The organism is Microcoleus sp. FACHB-SPT15, assembly GCF_014849525.1.
In the GTDB taxonomy this organism is placed as follows: domain Bacteria; phylum Cyanobacteriota; class Cyanobacteriia; order Cyanobacteriales; family Coleofasciculaceae; genus Symplocastrum; species Symplocastrum torsivum.
Genome location: NZ_JACJNU010000053.1, coordinates 402,135 through 420,148, shown reverse-complemented (window position 1 = coordinate 420,148; position 18,014 = coordinate 402,135). Strand labels below are relative to the sequence as shown.

The 18,014-nt window shown below is 45.3% G+C and carries 18 protein-coding genes; 9 read left to right on the top strand and 9 right to left on the bottom strand.

Translation table 11 applies throughout. The features are described from left to right. Positions 1-345: 345 nt before the first annotated feature. Entirely contained in the window at positions 346-669 is a 324-nt protein-coding gene (locus H6F98_RS20940) for a DUF1825 family protein (RefSeq protein WP_192220622.1), read from the bottom strand. Between the two features lie 275 nt (positions 670-944). Here H6F98_RS20940 and H6F98_RS20935 point away from each other — a divergent pair, with 275 nt between their 5' ends. After that, entirely contained in the window at positions 945-1,340 is a 396-nt protein-coding gene (locus H6F98_RS20935) for an NINE protein (RefSeq protein WP_192220621.1), read from the top strand. A gap of 5 nt (positions 1,341-1,345) precedes the next feature. Then, positions 1,346-1,894, top strand: coding sequence for a ComEA family DNA-binding protein (locus H6F98_RS20930; protein WP_192220620.1), 549 nt, complete (start codon positions 1,346-1,348; stop codon positions 1,892-1,894). Positions 1,895-1,916: 22 nt separating this feature from the next. Here the strand turns inward: H6F98_RS20930 and lepB are convergent, their stop codons facing one another. Next, positions 1,917-2,576 carry a signal peptidase I gene (gene lepB / locus H6F98_RS20925; RefSeq protein ID WP_192220619.1) on the bottom strand — a complete coding sequence of 220 codons (660 nt, stop codon included), beginning with the start codon at positions 2,574-2,576 and terminating at the stop codon, positions 1,917-1,919. Positions 2,577-2,761: 185 nt separating this feature from the next. Between lepB and H6F98_RS20920 the strand changes: the two genes are divergently transcribed. Together H6F98_RS20920 and H6F98_RS20915 are read left to right on the top strand one after the other, a co-directional pair. Continuing rightward, positions 2,762-4,171, top strand: a complete 1,410-nt coding sequence (locus H6F98_RS20920) for an S-layer homology domain-containing protein (protein ID WP_199348717.1) — start codon at positions 2,762-2,764, stop codon at positions 4,169-4,171. A 352-nt stretch (positions 4,172-4,523) separates the two neighbouring features. Further along, a complete protein-coding gene (locus H6F98_RS20915; RefSeq protein WP_192220618.1) occupies positions 4,524-5,564 on the top strand; it encodes an SGNH/GDSL hydrolase family protein in 1,041 nt (346 codons plus the stop codon). A 29-nt stretch (positions 5,565-5,593) separates the two neighbouring features. On the opposite strand, the gene H6F98_RS20910 is transcribed toward H6F98_RS20915, so the two are convergent. Continuing rightward, positions 5,594-6,337 carry an alternative oxidase gene (locus H6F98_RS20910; protein ID WP_192220617.1) on the bottom strand — a complete coding sequence of 248 codons (744 nt, stop codon included), beginning with the start codon at positions 6,335-6,337 and terminating at the stop codon, positions 5,594-5,596. 444 nt (positions 6,338-6,781) lie between these two features. On the opposite strand from H6F98_RS20910, the gene H6F98_RS20905 reads away from it, so the two are divergent. Continuing rightward, entirely contained in the window at positions 6,782-7,870 is a 1,089-nt protein-coding gene (locus H6F98_RS20905) for a class I fructose-bisphosphate aldolase (RefSeq protein WP_192220616.1), read from the top strand. A 200-nt stretch (positions 7,871-8,070) separates the two neighbouring features. Here H6F98_RS20905 and H6F98_RS20900 read toward each other — a convergent pair whose 3' ends face one another. The 4 genes from H6F98_RS20900 to H6F98_RS20885 form a co-directional block, all read right to left on the bottom strand. Further along, positions 8,071-8,721: a Uma2 family endonuclease gene (locus tag H6F98_RS20900; RefSeq protein ID WP_192220615.1), complete on the bottom strand. Its 651-nt coding sequence runs from the start codon at positions 8,719-8,721 to the stop codon at positions 8,071-8,073. Between the two features lie 97 nt (positions 8,722-8,818). After that, positions 8,819-9,775, bottom strand: coding sequence for a DUF4351 domain-containing protein (locus tag H6F98_RS20895; RefSeq protein WP_192220614.1), 957 nt, complete (start codon positions 9,773-9,775; stop codon positions 8,819-8,821). 381 nt (positions 9,776-10,156) lie between these two features. Next, on the bottom strand, positions 10,157-10,552 hold the full coding sequence (locus H6F98_RS20890; RefSeq protein ID WP_192220613.1) for a J domain-containing protein: 396 nt from the start codon (positions 10,550-10,552) through the stop codon (positions 10,157-10,159). A gap of 286 nt (positions 10,553-10,838) precedes the next feature. Further along, on the bottom strand, positions 10,839-11,507 hold the full coding sequence (locus H6F98_RS20885) for a GIY-YIG nuclease family protein (RefSeq protein WP_192220612.1): 669 nt from the start codon (positions 11,505-11,507) through the stop codon (positions 10,839-10,841). A 386-nt stretch (positions 11,508-11,893) separates the two neighbouring features. Between H6F98_RS20885 and H6F98_RS20880 the strand changes: the two genes are divergently transcribed. Beyond that, entirely contained in the window at positions 11,894-14,365 is a 2,472-nt protein-coding gene (locus tag H6F98_RS20880) for an ATP-binding protein (protein WP_192220611.1), read from the top strand. A 291-nt stretch (positions 14,366-14,656) separates the two neighbouring features. Here the strand turns inward: H6F98_RS20880 and H6F98_RS20875 are convergent, their stop codons facing one another. Further along, complete coding sequence (locus tag H6F98_RS20875) at positions 14,657-15,841, bottom strand: RICIN domain-containing protein (protein WP_192220610.1); 1,185 nt, start codon at positions 15,839-15,841, stop codon at positions 14,657-14,659. Positions 15,842-16,032: 191 nt separating this feature from the next. Then, positions 16,033-16,512 carry a hypothetical protein gene (locus H6F98_RS20870; protein ID WP_192220609.1) on the bottom strand — a complete coding sequence of 160 codons (480 nt, stop codon included), beginning with the start codon at positions 16,510-16,512 and terminating at the stop codon, positions 16,033-16,035. Positions 16,513-16,927: 415 nt separating this feature from the next. Here H6F98_RS20870 and H6F98_RS20865 point away from each other — a divergent pair, with 415 nt between their 5' ends. From H6F98_RS20865 to H6F98_RS34180, 3 genes are all read left to right on the top strand, one after another. Continuing rightward, positions 16,928-17,275: a hypothetical protein gene (locus H6F98_RS20865; RefSeq protein ID WP_192220608.1), complete on the top strand. Its 348-nt coding sequence runs from the start codon at positions 16,928-16,930 to the stop codon at positions 17,273-17,275. A 140-nt stretch (positions 17,276-17,415) separates the two neighbouring features. Next, positions 17,416-17,721 carry an SH3-like domain-containing protein gene (locus tag H6F98_RS34185; RefSeq protein WP_192220607.1) on the top strand — a complete coding sequence of 102 codons (306 nt, stop codon included), beginning with the start codon at positions 17,416-17,418 and terminating at the stop codon, positions 17,719-17,721. A 7-nt stretch (positions 17,722-17,728) separates the two neighbouring features. Continuing rightward, the gene (locus H6F98_RS34180) at positions 17,729-18,013 is read left to right on the top strand and encodes an SH3-like domain-containing protein (RefSeq protein WP_192220606.1); all 285 of its coding nucleotides are present in this window, start codon (positions 17,729-17,731) and stop codon (positions 18,011-18,013) included. Position 18,014: the final 1 nt, after the last annotated feature.

The window sequence follows — 18,014 nt, the reverse complement described above, 5'->3', positions numbered from 1 at the left end:
TAACTTTTACACAAGTCATCTTAGAAAAAATTCTTTCTGCTCCGTTTACTATTTTTAACAAGAGTCTCTTTTTAAGTATTAATATCCACTGCATCTCTTAAGATTCAGTGGGTTGTAGAACTTCTAGTTTCTGGACAAGGTTATCAATAGCAAGTTCTGGTAGCACGGCTGTCTACGAAGGGTTGCACAACAGTATTGGCTCAACGGAAACTTCCAGAGAAACAATGCAAATAAGGGCTTAGTAAGCCGCAAAAAGTCAATTAATTAATGAAAGTACATCGACCAAGTGGTATTCGTTGAGTCCAGACACAAGAACACCCTGCACACATAAAGTCCGTGCAATTGCTAAGGTTGCTTTTCTATCTCTGACTTCATCCGCTTCAGAGTCATGTTCATCTGGTCGAACATTTGCTGAGGTGTCATGCCAAATTGACCAAGCTGTGTATTAAGTTGTTCCACAGTCATCTGCGCCATAAAGTCGTCAGATAACTCAAAGCGCTTCATAAAAATGCGATAGCGCTCCATCATGGATTCCATCTGCTCGATAAAGATTTTTTTCCCTTCGAGGTCAAACTTGCCATAGCTGCCTCCCAACTGGATTAGAGACTGATAATCTTCAAACAGCTGCTTGGCTTCTTGTTGTACGATTTCCGAATCAAAGAACCCCATTGCTCCTCATCAACCAAGTAGGTTGTACTACTGCGTCGTCATAGTCACATTTTAGTGGAGCGTAAAGCTTCCGTATAATTCGGTTTTCCGTATTACTACAGGAGGGGGAGATGCTCCCGAACGCAACAAAGGCAAGAGAAACTGCTTAGGTTCGCTGGGTCACCAACAAATAAAGTCATTACCGCTTCTACGACAAACAGCGTAAGTCAATATCATAGAAAAATGAATCGCTGGTTCTTTCTGCAAACAGAGCTACATCACGGGTCGGAGCAAATATGTTGAGCAAGCCGAAAAATCGCAAACTCGCGGCAATCTTAGCCTTTAGTGGGGCAGTGATACCGATCGCGGGATTCCACAAGTTTTATCTGGGACAGCCACTTTGGGGGGTGTTGTATTTGCTACTTTGCTGGACACCGATTCCTAAGGTCGCTAGTGTAATTGAAGGATTTTGGTACTTGGCACAAGGTCAAGATGAGTTTGACCACAATTTTAATTTAAATGTAATCCCCGCTGGTGCATCGGTACAGGCTCAATCGCCTGGAGTTGACCCAGCGCAGGTGGGAGCGATCGCAGATGCCCTCCGGCAGCTAGATAGCCTACGCCAGGATGGCTTGATGTCAGAATATGAGTTTGAGCAAAAGCGTCGCCAATTACTTGACCGTATTGCATGAGGAAAATGGCACTGTTTGACTGGCTGACCCCCGCCGCTCGACTTAATCCAAATTGGCAAGCCATCCGGACGCGGCTCCAGAGCGACCCCTACTATCGGCTGAAATCAGCAGAAGAAATTGCAGTAGCCGCAGCACTAGGCATCAAAATTGATGTCAATCAAGCGAGTGTCGATGATTGGCTGAGACTACCAGGGATATCCATTCATCAAGCGCGATCGCTTTTTGAACTCACTAAGGCAGGTGTTCAGTTTTGCTGTATGGAAGACTTAGCGGCAGCTCTGAGTGTACCCGTACAGCGGCTTACGCCGTTACAACCAATTCTGAGTTTTTGCTATTACGACGCGGAGAGTCTTTTAACACCTCAGCCAATCAACCCAAATACAGCAACAGTAGAACAACTCACGAAAATCCCAGCCGTTGACTTATTTCTTGCCAGAGCGATTGTACAAAATCGCCATGAGTTGGGCGCTTATCGTAATCTTGCCAATTTCCAACAGCGCCTTTCTCTAAACCCTCAGTTGATCTCTGAGCTAATGTACTACTTGCGATTCTGATTTCAAAGCGGCAGCACTTTTATCAAACACGACCAATACGACTGAAAGGCCAGAAGCGGTAACAAGCGTGACCAATCACGTTTTGCTTAGGCAAAAAGCCCCATACGTGAGAGTCGTTGCTGTTATTACGGTTATCTCCCATCACAAATAGTTGGTCTTCAGGCACCTGCACAGCTTCCATCTGATAGGCAGGTGGTTCGGCAATGTAGTCCTCCTTTAATGAACGACCATTGATGTAAACCTTGCCGTCTTGAACTTGAACAGTTTGTCCGGGTGTCCCAATTACTCGTTTGATGAAAGCTTGGTCTTTGGCATAACCCTGAATTTGGAGTTGTTGAGGTGGGTCAAAGACAACAATCTCACCAGTGGTGGGTGGTCGGAAATAGTAGGAGACTTTTTCTACAACTAAGCGATCGCCTACTTCCAACGTCGGTAACATCGAATCCGAGGGGATGTAACGAGGTTCTGCGACAAATGCACGGATGAACAGAGCTAAGGCAAGCGCGATCGCAATAATTTGTAAATTTTCCCGCGTTTGCTGCCAGAATTTTGACTGACGATTTACCTGTTCTGTCTCTTGCGCCGCAGCGCTTGCTTGACCTAGTGTGATTTTTTCTGATGTTGAATTTGCTAATCCAGAAGACTGGCTAGCTGCCGAAGCATTTTTTTTCTCTAAAGCCATAAAAGTTTCAACGGAAAATAGCTGGTATAGTATCTTCACCTCACCAGCACTTCATAAGTCTTTGCCAGTTTTGGCTCTCAGCCAAGATACCACGCTTAATAAGGTTTCTAAGCCCATGGTAATGCCGCAAAGCGCGGTGCAAATAATCGCTCCTCAATTTGCGCTAGCGTAGGAAGTGAGACTCTTTGACAAAAACATCCGTGTTTGATAAACGCCCAGTCCTACTTGCTAGTTTTGCCGCTTGCCTCTTGGGGTTGTTGACCTCCTGTGCCAACAGCTCAACTGGCGAGGCACTTGAGCGTTCCTTTGCGGCAGACCCGAAGTTGAGGAATAACTCAACTACTTTAGATGGTTCACCACAGGGAAATTCTCCGAGTCAAACGACAGCAAAACTGCCAGAGGATTTCCCTTCAGAAATTCCACTGTATCCCAATGCAACGCTAGAGAACGTTGAGCCGTTGACTGTGCCAAATGCTCAAGGTGAGCAAACAAGCTGGTCATCCACTGACCCGATTAATGCCATTCAGAGCTTTTACACACAAGAATTTGAGTCGAATAACTGGCAGATTACGTCTCAACCCACTGATGAAGCAGGTGGCACGTTTGTCGCCCGTCGAAATAGTTTACAAGTGACTGTAACTATTCCATCAAGTGCAGCAACTAACAACTCAGGGGAAACATCTACAGCAACAGAACCATCTACCAGTGGCACATCCAACGCCGTTACAGAGTTTGAGATTCAGTACATCCGTAATCAAGGGGAAGCAGCTTCTGAGCAATCTGGACAGGATTCGTCACAATCAGAAGTCCCTTCTTACGTTCCCAGCCGATCAGCAGGGGAAGCGCAAGATTTCACTGACCTTGATAAAGCCCCTAAAGAGTTACGCCAATATATTGAAGATTTGGCGACTTTAGGAGTTTTAACCGTTGATTCCTCTGGTTCTAAAACTAACGCAGGTGCTAGTGGTACGACATTTGAGCCGAATAAAACGATTACTCGTCGTGAGTATGCGCGTTGGCTTGTTGCGGCGAATAATCAGATTTATGCCAATCGTCCAGGGCAACAAATTCGTTCGGCATCAGAAACCACTCAACCAGCCTTCCGGGATGTTCCACGAAGCGATCGCGATTTCCAAAGCATTCAAGCTTTAGCAGAAGCTGGCTTAATTCCTAGCCCTTTAACTGGCGACGCTACAGCCGTTTTATTTCGTCCAGATGCTCCCTTAACCAGAGAAAACCTCATTTTGTGGAAAGTCCCTTTGGATACCCGTCAGTCTCTGCCTTCGGCTTCGGTTGATGCCGTGAAACAGACTTGGGGTTTCCAAGATGCTGCCAAGGTTGAACCAAAGGCGTTACGCGCTGTATTAGCAGATTTTCAGAATGGAGAGTCCGCTAACATCCGCCGGATGCTGGGTTATACAACACTATTCCAGCCGAAAAAGCCTGTAACCCGTGCTGAAGCCGCGTCAGTTTTTTGGTACTTTGGCTCCCAAGGTGAAGGGCTATCAGCAAAAGAAGCGCAACAAATCAAGCGTGAAGACGCTCAGCCGTCAGAGACACCAACGCCATCACCATCAAGTTCTGGTGAACAGTAGTTGTCTTACAGATTACAGTCTTTGTAGCTTTAGGAGAAAAAGCTTGAACACATAGCGGTTCTCACATCAGTGCAGTATAGTTTGACCTTTCCCCCAACCCCTCTCCTACAAGGAGAGGGGAGTAAGAAGTCTTCTCCCCCTTCCGTGAAATAAAAGGCTTCGTCCTCTGCCATCTCCCCTTGTAGGGGAGATGGCAGAGGTGGGAAGGGGGCTGGGGGATTAGGTTTTTCTGATGTACTTCGTGCAACTGAGAACTGCTATGGTTTACAAAATCTTTAAGTTTAGTTCTGTCGATTTAGTTGTTCTTACTGAGAGAATGATTGTTTCTGTGACTATCAGGGGACAATTTACTATGAACAAAAAAGCTGTAGCGACTGGGTTTTTCCTGTTATCTTTCCTGTTTCCACTTAGAGCTTCAGCGGCAAGTTTTAGTAATCTTTATGTCTTTGGCGATAGTCTTTCCGATCAGGGGAATGTATTCAATGCTACAGGAGGAGCTATTCCTCCAAGCCCACCTTACTTTGATGGACGATTTTCCAATGGTCTGGTTTGGGTAGATTATCTGGTACAAGATCTAGGATTAGAAGTCAATCCGTTCGTTGGCAACATTGACCCAACTGAAGGCATAAACTTTGCTTTTGGGGGTGCAACTACAGGAGTGGAGAATACGATTTCTTTGACTTTCCCGCAAGTACCTGGTTTACCAGGATTACAGCAGCAGATTAGTTTTTTTACAAACACTGTACCAGCCGCTGACCCGAATGCGCTCTATATAGTGTGGGCGGGTGCCAATGATTACAGCCCTACGGATGGGACTTTTATTCCTTTTCAAGACCCTGACACGACAATCGCCAACTTATCGCAAGCGGTGACATCCCTCGCCAATGTTGGTGCAAAAAATATCATGGTGGTTAACTTGCCTGATTTGGGAAGGCTACCAATTTCGCTTAATACACCCGATTCTGAGCGTCTCACTACTTTGACCGAATCCCACAACGCGGCTCTCGAAGATTTAAGCCAGAGCTTCGATTCTAGTATCAACCTCATCTTGTTTGATGTTAACGAGAGTGTTGAGCAAGTTTTTGCAACACCGCAGGAGTTCGGCTTTACAAATGTAACTACTCCTTGTTTATTCGTACAATCCTGTGTCATCAACCCAGATGTACAGAACCAATACTTATTCTGGGATGAGAGGCATCCAACAACTGCGGCTCATCAGTTGGTTGGAGATTTTGCCTTGGCAGCACTGAATGCAGATGATCCTACGGGTGTTCCTGAACCCGCTTCGGCTATCGGTTTATTGGCTATTGGTGCTTTAGGTGCAGGTTCGGCACTCAAGCGCAAAAAACGCGAACAATCACATCAAGTTGCAGTTAAAACCAAGGCGAAGTGATTAACTGAACTTACTACTTAACTAATGTTTTAGGACATTTCTACTGGCTCTCTCTCTACTGCCCCTTGTCCTATGTCAGCCGAATGCGATTCAATGGAACCCTTCGTGGGTTCCAGCATAGCTGGTCTTTTGGCGTTGTGGGGACTCTGAAAGGTTTCTTGGGCGTTGGGTTTCTGGCAAGCAATCATTGTTTTGACGTGTTCTAATTCGTCATCTCTGATAGCAACGAACACATCGTAGAGATTCTCGATCGTAGGACGGCGTTCTTCTCCTGGATGAGATGTTTGAAATTCATCAAACAAATAGAGGTCGCCATCACGGTAGTAACTAATTGCGACTTCCGGCGCGGGTTGAGTTTTGAGAAACTCTCCTTGTTCTTGCAGAAAGCTGTCATAGGTGTGGTAGGCGTGTTCTTCAATCAACTGCATGAAGTGATATGCAGATCGGGGACTAGCCATATACACCAAGACGATAATCCAGTAGTAAACAAAAGCTCCTGTGCGAGCAACAAAACGGTCAATCCAGTATTGATCGCCACCAAGTGCTTCGGCAATTAGCAGGTGATGTAATTCGTTCCAGGTTTCGGCAAAGTGAATTTTTATCCAATCTGCTTTACGCCACCAACCCATAGTTTCATAAAGGTGAAGGACTGAGGTATAGGCAAAATAAGGGACACGAGCAACCGTCTCCAGTACGAAAAATCGTGGATACGTGCGATCGCGATAAAAGGTATTCAAAAGAGCTTCTAAAAAATTAACGAGCAGTCTAATCATCTTGGTATTCTTCTAAAGCGTTCCCTTATAAAAATTAGAAATACTTTCAGGTGAAACTGCCCTCATCACAAAGAGCTAAATCTTTGTGTATAAGCGGCTTATATCCCATTAGGGTCGGATTCTAGAAATCACAATGCTTGAACAGGGGGCATTAGGGGCGATCGCAAATGGCACATTGGAACTTACTAGTTGAGACAGAGTGATTTGCAATGTAGCGAACAACACAATAGAAAACCGCGTTCAGCAAAACTTTGCCTAAATCACTAGTTTTTAGTTTTTCTTTACAATCAGCTCTGAGCCTGACCTGACGCTGTTACAGGCTCTTTCCTTTAGCTTTTTAGTAGTTCGAGTAACTACTCTGTCGCTGTAGAGACGCCTCTCACAGTAGCTGCTGTCACAATTGGAAAATAGATACTTTTTATGGAAGTCCTAAGGACAAGTAGTATGACTGCTACATTATCCGCACCTGAATCGATTGAAGCCTGGTTAGGTGGAGAAGCTGAAGACCTACTCACTTACCAGCCTAAGGTTTCCAAACAACTGTTACATCTACCTGGATCTGACTCGGTAGAGCGTATTTTTAGCAATAGCGATCGCAACCCGCAAGTTTTACGCAGTCTCCAGCAGCTTTACTCAAGTGGACGTCTTGCCAATACTGGTTATCTCTCCATCCTCCCAGTAGACCAAGGGATAGAACACTCGGCTGGTGCCTCCTTTGCGCCGAATCCTAGTTACTTCGACCCAGAAAACATCATTAAACTTGCCCTTGAAGGTGGCTGTAATGCAGTTGCTACTACCTTGGGTGTTCTGGGCATGGTTTCTCGCAAGTATGCCCACCGCATTCCGTTCATTATGAAAATCAACCATAATGAACTGCTCACCTACCCCAATCAATATGACCAGATAATGTTTGCTAGCGTTGAGCAAGCTTGGAATTTAGGAGCTGTTGCTGTGGGGGCAACGATTTACTTTGGTTCTGAACAATCTACTCGCCAGATTCAGGAAGTCAGCCGCGCCTTTGCCCGCGCCCACGAACTCGGTATGGCAACCATTCTCTGGTGCTATCTCCGTAATAGTGCATTTAAGCAAGATGAGAAGGATTATCACCTTGCGGCTGACCTCACGGGTCAGGCAAACCATCTGGGTGTCACCATTGAAGCTGATATCATCAAGCAGAAGTTGCCCGAATGTAACAATGGCTACGGTGCGGTTGGGAAAACGCTTGGTGCAAAGGTGTACGGCAAAACCAATGACCTAGTTTATTCTGAACTCAGTACTGACCACCCCATTGACTTAACGCGCTATCAGGTTCTCAACTGCTACGCTGGTCGTGCTGGTTTAATTAACTCCGGTGGGGCATCAGGAAAAAGTGACTTTGCCGAAGCAATTCGCACCGCTGTGATTAATAAACGTGCTGGTGGTTCTGGTCTAATTTCTGGACGCAAGACCTTCCAGCGACCTTTTGAGGAGGGCGTTAAGCTATTTCACGCGATTCAGGATGTCTACTTGTCACCGGAAGTGACAATTGCTTAAGTCAACACCCTTTCACTATTGCTTGGCAACAGATACGGCTCAAAAACCTTTGAAGTCCCCTGATTAACACTTGCGATCGCTTTTTATCTTTGGTGGTGAAGGCGATCGCATTTAGGTAAAGACTCAAATTAGCTGAAGCTGATTCAACTTTAAGACTTCTCTCAAGCTGGCAAAGGGCAAAAGGTGTCCTTTAATTATCATTACCCTGATGTTTGTACCTGAGCCAAAAACCAAGTACCGACTTCAGTGTTATCCATTTCACGACTACGCCGTAAAGCTTCCTCTAGCAAGGAAATAGCTAATCCTGGCAACATCTCTGATTCTCTAATCCGTTGACTACCACCATTAGCAATCATCTTAAAGGCAGTAATTCGTGTTTTTTTTACATCTACTACCCAGTATTCTCTAACACCTAAATCTTCATACAGTATTCGTTTTTCACCTAAGTCATCAGATAAAGAAGTGTCAGCAATTTCTATCACTAAATCTGGGGCTTGGTTGTTATCTAGATTAACTACAGAACTACCTGTTGGGGCTGATTGAACTCGCTCTCCAATGTAATAAGACGCATCTGGTTGAGCTTCTCGCAGACCTTGTTTCCGGTAGCTACAGTTGACAAATAGCTTGAGTGCTATACCTTTTGCAATTCCAAAGAGGTTGACTAATATAACAACAATTCCGTTATTATCAGCGTGGTCAACTCTGACTGGTGGCATTTCAATTCTTAGTTGCCCTTTGTTGTAGTAGCCCTTAGCTTTTCCATAAGTAGGGTCTTCAATTACCTGAATATACTCATCCCAGCTAGCTACAATCCAGGTATCACTAGCCACTTTTGTCTGTAATTCACTCATAGATTACCTTAACGAAAAATCCCTTTGAGTTTTGACCAGAGATTCTTGAGCAAACTAGAAGCACAACCCATGAGTTCACCAAGGGAGAAGCGATCGCTTACTGCCCACCTAACCAAGCTTCTAAATCAGCAATATTGGTAAAGTCTAACAGCGCTTCACCCAAATTCTCTAACTGCTCAATAGACAGCATCCCAATACGCTCTCGTAACTGAGGAGCTACTATACCAAGGCGGCGAGTGAGTTGGCGCATCACCAGTGCTAATTCTCCCTGCTGCCTTCCTTGTTGCAGTCCCTGTTGCAGTCCCTGTTGTAGTCCCTGTTGCAGTCCCTGTTGAATACCTTGTTCCATCCAGCTAGTGACAATTTCCATAATTCCCTCTGCTCTAGCTGGTTCAATCCTAGCAAGCTCTGCCTGAAACATTGCTTCCTCCTCGGCATTCAACTTGAGGTAAGTATCAATAAATCCAGAGATTAGCTGCACTTGTGCTGGATTCAGTCCCAAATTAGCCAACAATTGCAGCGATACCAACTTAACTGTAGGACGTTCTTGAGCATCTATCCTCATTTTGGACATCAAGGCACTTGCTACGGGATTTTGCTGATTCACAAAATCCTGCCACTGAAGCCGATTCAACTGGATTACGCGGTAGTTGAATTCCAGCACCATCCAACCAGGAAACTGGACTTGATAAGAGTCTGGTTCTGGACGTTGAGGAGTATCAAAGGAAAATAGAACAATCGGATACACTGGTAAGTCGTATTTTTCGTGCAGTCGAGCGAAGTAGCGGAACATTCGCTTATTAAAATCGGCTTCGGATGAGGATTGGTGTTCTAGATGAATGATGAACAGGGACGGCTCACTCCTAAATTCTGCTTGCACAACTAAGTCAGCAATTTTCCGCTCTCCAGAAGTGACATCTGTGAAGACTTCCTGGGGTAAGAAAGCCAAGGAATTAGGCTCTAGGTAAGCGATGAAATCGGGGAAGAACAGAGCAATAAAATCAGGGAAGAAGTTGGAGAGGAGTTCTTTGAATAGGCGATCATGGTCAATCATAGGGCTAGTATATCGACAGGCAGCCTGAAACGTAGCCTATCGCCCTTAATTCTCTATTGCTGGTAAAACAGGAATTTAAGGAGAAAGCCTTGGCAAAGCATTCTGTAAGGTTTATCACAGCCCTAAGGATACCAAAAGGCGATCGCAACACAATGATTCGTTGATTGATGACATTCTCTAGGTTCTGGCACGGAGTACGATGGTCATACCTTAAATGCCTCCTGACATAACTCAGGTGACAAGCACTATTGTTAGCCAGAAGGCATCATCTATAAGCATTAGAAATTAATGACACTTTGGGGCAAGGGCAAAACCGAAATTGCCCAAGCGTAGACATATATCACCCAACCATCAGTGAAAGCACTTTCCTCAACCTCCTGATTAATCTAACCACTCATTGACATCGCGGCTTTTGAAACTAACCGGACGCCGACATTCTTGGGTTGTTTGTTGATCTTCTGCTACCCAAGCTCGATGCACGTTGGATTGATGTAAGCCTTCTGTAGAGGATTGGTCGTATGAAGCTGCGGAGGTTTGGGATTTGGTCTGAGTGCGTAAATCTCTTGTTCGAGGAATTGATCGGAAAGAGCGCAACCGTTCATGAGCTTCATTCAGTTCTTGAAGCTTACTCTGAGCTTTCTGTTGTAACCGGGGATGACCTGTAAAGCGGTCAGGATGCCATACCCAAGTCAAATCGAGGTAGCCTTGGTGAACTTCCTCCGGTGAAGCTCCCGGCTCCAACTCAAGGATTCTGTAGTATCGCTCTGCTTCTATCATCTACAACATCCTTTCGTGACAGGGACATAGTAGACGAAATAGTAATTCAAATCTCAAGGGGCTGACCGTGAAAGCAAGCAAAACAACACATGATTTTAGGAAAGATATATTTTGTAGTCTTTCGTTAACTTAAGTTCACGCTCTCACATTTCTCCAATCACAGCATTGTTTACACTAAGAGACTTTTGCTGTCTGCTCTTCATCCAATTAACGCTGGGGCACTCTGGCATTATTATGATTGAATGCCCAATGGAAACTAGTTACTGAAGGAAAAGCGATCGCAACCTCAGTTTTCAGGTTTGGTTTCCTGCGTCTGCCCGTCTATAACAGTACTCCAATCGTCATTCTCCACTGCGGCTTCAATCTGATGACGAGTTTCGGTAGTACTCCTATCCTTTGCCTCTAGTTCCTTAACCAGTGCAGTGTCAGCCATCGCTTTACGCAATTTAAGCTTCTTCTCCTCATAAGCATTACGCTCACTTGCTGACATCGTTGCCTTTGCAGCTTCACCGACTGTACTTGCCCAATTCGCACTCTCCTCACTGTTTCCTGGAGGAATGTAGTCCAGTTCGGAAAGCCACGCTTCACGCAAGTCTTCCATTTCTTGGCGCTTCGGGAACTTGAACGTCTGCACTTGCACGAATGCACAGGCTTCCGTCCCGTTTTGGGCGAGATGGCTGTTGAGAGAAAGCAGGACATTGCGCGAGTAGCCGATGTACTGTGTTTGTTGCTTATCGTTCAGCACCGCATATACGCCAGCAACCTTTGCATTTTGCGAAAGGGCGCACCAAGCCTCAAACGATAAGACTTGATTGCTATTACTTTCAAGTTCCTGTTTATCAGTTACGTCAGTAGTATCGTGTTCATCTGGGGAACTGTACAAAAAATCATGCAATCCCCGATGCTCAATAGGTACATTCTGGTGTTCGATTGAGATGTCCTTGTTTGTCTCCATGCCGATTGTCTCCCTATGATTAATTTGCTTGCTTCTTCATTGAACCCCAAACCAGTAGGTTGTCTAAGAAAACAGAGTAAGACTTTGTTTTGAAGTCGAATAACTATGCGTATGACCTGTGAATGCTCTTCAAGGCTGAATAATTAACAAATAATAAAAATATTTTTGTCTTCCCCCCAAAGGAGTAAAATCTTTTTAACAAGAGATTCAAACGTGCTTGAGATGAGGATTAACCAGTATCCTATACTCACCTGTACTTAACTTCCAGAATTAAAAAAGAAACAATAGGTGCTTCAAAGCGGAGGAAATTAACGAGGTGTCCGCTCAGCTCCTCATCCAGCTCACTCTTCTAATTGGATTTGGCAGCAGAAACAGCAAACTAAAAAATGGACATCAGTCGAGTTCAGGTCCCCCCTTTTGAGACAATTTTTCAATTTGTTGATACAACTGTTTATAACGTCGTCGGCAAACACCTTTCCAATATCGAAGTTGTTGTTTTACAAGGTTCCTGGTTGGGGCAAACGTATTCTGAAATTGCCTCCCAGAATGACTACACGCTTGAGTATTTAAAGAACGATATTGGACCTCAATTGTGGAGACGGCTCTCAAAGGCGTTGGGAGAGGAAGTTACAAAAACGAACTGTCGAGCTGTGCTGCGGCGTTGGGCTTATCAGGAAAAATATACTAGCAAGAAAGCAGAGGCGGAAGCATCAGTTCAGCAGATCGCACCCAAAGCTAGTAAGCAGGAAACCCGAAGCCAAGAACCGATAACTGCACTAAATCTTTCTCTGTCTCAGTGTTCCGAAGGCAGTTGCCTGAATCCAGTCAAGCTCCACCACAATCTTCCACCGCTTGATTGCACAAGGTTAGTAGGGCGGAAAGCAGAAGTTCAACAACTGCTTGAATGGCTATCTTTTGAACATCCGACGCCTCGAATGGTTATTCAAGGGATGGGTGGCGTGGGCAAGACAACCTTACTCTTGGAGGTTGCTCATCAATGTTTACAGGCAAGCCAAGCGGCTCAACAGGGTGATAGCGCAAGCGTGACGGAAGTCATTCGCTCCCGTCCAGACTTGCCAACATTTGAGGCGATCGCATTCACCTCTGCAAAAACTCAGCACTTCACAGATTTCGGCATTTTGCCTCGGTTTCGGCAAGAATGCACCCTGCGAGAGATTTTGCGAACTATTGCCCGCACACTCCACTGTGCCGATAAGCCTTCTGCAAGTTTTGCGGAAGCAGGCGATCAGATTTTTAGGTGTTTGGAGCATCAGCGAATGTTGCTGATTGTCGATAACCTAGATGAGTTGGAAGAACGGCAGGATGTCCTCAGTTTTCTCTATGAACTGCCTGCAACGGTAAAGGTAGTCATCACCAGTCGAGAATGCACTCCGCTTCCAACGATTCGGCTAAATGCATTACCCTCAACTGAAGCACTACATCTAATTCAGCATCAGGCACGAGAAAAGGGAATGCATCTCAACTTGGGAGAATCCCAAATACTTTCCCAAACCACTGGAGGCATCCCTGCCGCGATCGTCTATGCCATTAGTCAGTTAGCGATGGGTTATGGATTGGAAGAGGTGCCTTTGAGGTTGCAACAGCCTGATGGCGACTTTTCCCGATTTTATTTTGAGAGAGCGATTAAATCGCTGCAAGGAACCCCTGCCCAATCGTTGTTAATCGCTCTGGCGCTGTTTTCTACGCCGCCGACACGAGAAGCCATCTGTACGATCTCGGCTGTGACAGCTCCAAGCCTCGCAACAGCAGGGTTTATCCGATTGCTGCAACTCTCACTGATTCAGTTGCAGCACGGACGTTACACCATGCCGCAACTGACACGCCGCTTTGTTCTAGTGGAACTGGCAGCCCATCCAGAGTGTGAGCAGAGTATCCGCAATCGCTGGGTGCAGTGGTATCTCAAGCTGGCGCGAGAACATGGAGGCAAAGACTGGAAGGAGTGGCAGAACTATACACCGTTGGAGCAAGAGTGGGAGAATATTACGAACGTGATCGAGTGGTGCATTGCCCACGATCGCTATTCTGAAGTGTGTCAACTCTGGCGAGACGTGAAATGCTACACCTACTCCCAAGGCTACTGTCAATCTCGGTTGAGTTACTGGGACACCGCGTTGGATTGGCTGAGTTGGATGATTCAAGCGGCTCAAACCCGCAAAGACTGGGCAACGGTGGCGGAACTGATGGGCGATCGAGCCTGGAAGCTAACGTTACTGGAGCAACCCGAACACTTGATTGCTGCCAGTATCTTGTTTACCCAAACGTGGGAACTGCGGCACTATCAGACAGTCTGCTGGCAAGTTGAGTTAGCAACGCATATTGCCGCATGGCATCTGCAACAGCAGCAGTTTGCTCTAGCCGCGCAATGGCTTCATCAGGCGCTTTCTTTGCTGGATGAGGCTCGGCTAGCTCCTTTTGAAACGGCACGGCAGGCAGTGTTAATCCACTACTATCAAGGCGAGGTTTACTACAAAACAGGAAAATACGATCACTCTCAAGCGTTGTTTGAACAAATTGCTACCCAAGCACAGGCAATTGGCTGGCAACGGGCACTGTTTCTGGCAAAGGACTTTTTAGCCCATATTGCGATTCAGCGAGGAGAGCTAGACAAAGCGCAACAGCTTTTAACCGAAGGGTTACAGGTAGCCGAAGCGCAGGGCGATCGCTATAGTGCGGCATATATTAAGCGCTCGCTGGGACAACTAGAACAAAAACGTAATTATTTCAATGAAGCGTCTTGTTGGGCAACCGAAGCGAGGGAAGAATTTGAAAGCTTGGGTATGATTCCAGAGATACAGGAAACCCAAGCGCTTATAAAAACCTCACAGCCAGGACTCTAATCGTAGTTCTGTCAAGTGACTTCTTTTTTATAAATTCTCTAGAACCTGTAGCTTTGTTTGGAGTTGATTGAGTATGTAGTAAGAAATACTAATGTCTTCTTGATAAGGGCGATCGCATCTAGTTTAGAACTTACGCAAATTACTCGTTTAAACACTATTCGTAGTAGTAGGGTGGGCACTGCTCACCCTACTACGAGAGAGGTTCTGGGTAAGTCCTGTAGTTGTGAGAATAATCTCCCCTCTTTATCAAAGCCATATAAGAATCAGAAGGGAGACGTAAACAAACGTTTACTACTGCTGAACAACAGTAATCACTGTTGGATTACTTCTGTTACTTCTCGCTTCAATGGCAGTCGCACGAATTGTAAACTTCGTACCTGGCTTTTGCCTGATACTTGCTGGGATTACTATCTGAAAGCGCCCTGAAGCATCAGCTTTCACGGTAGTTGCGTATGCCTGAGTTTCTTGCTGAGTGGAGGATGAGGAAGATGAGGACGGTCTCGATCCCCCAAGTAGAGTTGACACAGCATCACCTACACGCTGAGTTAAAGAATCCCTTCTCCCACTTGAACTTGTTTGTCCCCCACTTGAACTTGCTTGAGGGATGTAAGTTATCTGAATAGAAACGCTGGCGTTTGGTCGAGTTTCACCCTCTAACTTGAAGCTGTTGGGGTCAAAATAATCCCCATCAAATAAGTTAGTAAATTCGGGTTGCAAGGTAGTTGTTGCTGTCGCTGTAGTCGTGGTACGGGAAGTGCTAGTTGTGGCGGAAGTACTACTTGTTGCCGTTGCTGGGGTAGTTGTTGTCGTTGCTGGAGTCGTTGTTGCCGTTGCTGGGGTAGTTGTTGTCGTTGCTGGGGTAGTTGTTGTCGTTGCTGGGGTAGTTGTTGTCGTTGCTGGAGTCGTTGTTGCCGTTGCTGGGGTAGTTGTTGCCGTTGCTGGGGTAGTTGTTGTCGTTGCTGGAGTCGTTGTTGTCGTTGCTGGGGTAGTTGTTGCCGTTGCTGGGGTAGTTGTTGCCGTTGCTGGGGTAGTTATTGTCGAGGTGGACGGAGTTACCTTCGTTAGCTTCCACGTTTGAGCAGATGAAGCCCTTTGTGTGATTGCCATATAGGGAGAATTGAAAGGAGGTCCAACAGACGCATTCGCAGGAGCATCATCAAGGGTAGTTAGCGAACTCTTATCTAGGTATTGATTTGTGAGCCGGACATAGCCACCAGAAACTGGAACGAGTTGCCAAAATTGACCACTTGCATCTCCCTTTCGTCCCATTTGAAGCTCGGATACACCATCGCTATTGTCGTCGGGTTGGGTATCGAGAGCTTGCTCATCACCTAAAGAAACATTGGTGATGCGGTAATAACCTCCTCCACTTGGGCTAAATTTCCAATATTGGCTGGGCTTATCTGTCTTGATTCCCATCACCAGCTCATTAGTAGTGCTGTCAATATCCAGAGTACGTCCGTCCTGTAACAACAAATTACTTAACCTGTAATAAGAACCAGGTTCAACTGGTTGTGCAAACGTTTTAGAAGACAAAGCAAAGCATAATAAAACTCCTAAAAACGAGCATAAGGAAATTGAGAAAAACCTTAAAATCTGCTTTTTGATTTTCATTAAAACCTCTATAACTTCAAAATAGCTAGAGTTTGAATTAACTCTTCTTGCTGCTATTTATGGACAAATGAGAAAGTAGCTACTGGGCTATTACTTCTGTAAACGTCAAAGGTGATATCAATACCACCACCTTCGGCTGGTTGAGTGCTTACGACAACCTCGTCGCCCCTTTTAATAGTTGTGCCGCTACCAATACCTGCCACAACTGTATTAATTCCAGACAATTTATCTTGTAAGTTAGGGTCATCAACACTGTATTGAATAACAGCTTGTGAATTGCCTTGGGTTACTGTGACAGCACTGTATGTTGCCCCTGCTACAATTCCTACCTCTGTGTCGTCTGCGGTTGGTGTGAAAGCTCCCGTACCTCCTTGAACAACAGCACCATTACTGACAGTAAATGAATCACCTGGAGTAACGCCAACTACTACACCCTCACCCGACTGAGCGGCTTGATTGATAGTTGGGTTAACAGTCAGAACAATAGCTGGGATAGACATGGCAAAAAGGGTTGAGGCAATACCACGAATCATGCTGAATCCTCCAAACTCAAAGGTAAAATTTTATGGGATGAAACATAGGGCAAGCTAGTTTGCTAAACCTAAGTTTCCGTACTTGGTTTTCCATTGAATTACTAAAAATTTATTTCGTCAGCAGGGAAAAGGTAAGGAAAAGGTAGTTAGTCATCCCTCAAAAATAAGGAGAACAAGGGAGTTAAAAAAATAATGAAATTTTATTAAGTCTAAGCTGGATAAGATTTGTAGCTATTGAGCTAGCGTTTACTTAAGAAGCTCTTACATAAGCTCCGGATAAGCATTCTGGTAGCAGTCGTTAGAAAAAACTACTTCAATTTTAAGTTCTTCCTTACCTTTTCCCTGCTGACATGAAAGAGTTTTAGCAGTTTGATAGACAAATCAAACTCACTTATCTTGCTTGTTGGAGGATTCGATGAAAGCATTAACTAAATTTATTGCAGTTTCTTTGGGTGTCTGTTCGCTGTCCCTAGCAACTCTGATGCCAAAACTTGCAATGGCAGAAGGAATTGATGAGGCAACATTTGCTAGGTTAATGAATGAGTGTGCAACAAATGCTGAGAATAGCGGTGTTCCTGCCGAGGTGGTAGAGGGATTGTGTCGTTGTTTGACAGATGGAACAATCACCCTCGCTGATAATAATCCAGAAACTCTTGCCAAGCTTGAAGAAATGAGCGATCAAGAGCCAGAAACCTGGTCGGAAGATTTGAAAACTTTGTTTTCTACTTGCGTAGCTGAACATGACGCAAGTTCAGGAAACTGAGTCAGGAACACCACAGTAATTCGCATTTCAACCAATTGATTTCACTTCCACAATGACCTGATAATTGGACAATTGATAAATCTGGACAAGTAGCCAGTCTCGAAAGCTAATTTTCAAGCAAGAAGTGAGCAAGTTGAGTCATGAGAGGGTATCACGATGTTGGGGGTTTACTGACTGGAGCAATAGAACGCACTGAACACAACTATGAACTATGGGAAAAGCGTGTTGATGCTCTTGTCGTACTCCTATCAAACAAGAATCCCCCATTAATTGGCGATGATGAACTGCGGCGTGGAATTGAGTCTCTTGGTGCTGAGGCTTACGAAAAGCTGAGTTACTATGAGCGCTGGATTGCTTCGCTAACCCAAGTTCTCTTAGAGAAAGGCGTTCTTACCGTAGATGAACTAGGACGCAAGTTAGCAGAGATTGAGGAGCGTGAGCAATAGTTATACGATGAGTACAAGTTTTTCTGTAGGCGATCGCGTTTCAGTTCGTGTTGCTTATCCCCCTGGTCATGTTCGCACACCGTTCTACATTCGCGGCAAGACAGGGGTTGTTGAAGGGATTTGTGGAGAGTTTGCCAATCCAGAAGAACTTGCTTACGGACGTGATGGACTCCCCAAACAGTTGCTCTATCGAGTACGGTTTCAGCAGAGTGATATCTGGACTGACTACACAGGCTCTAAGAATGACACACTTGTAATTGAGATTTCCGAACACTGGCTAGAGTCAGCCTAAA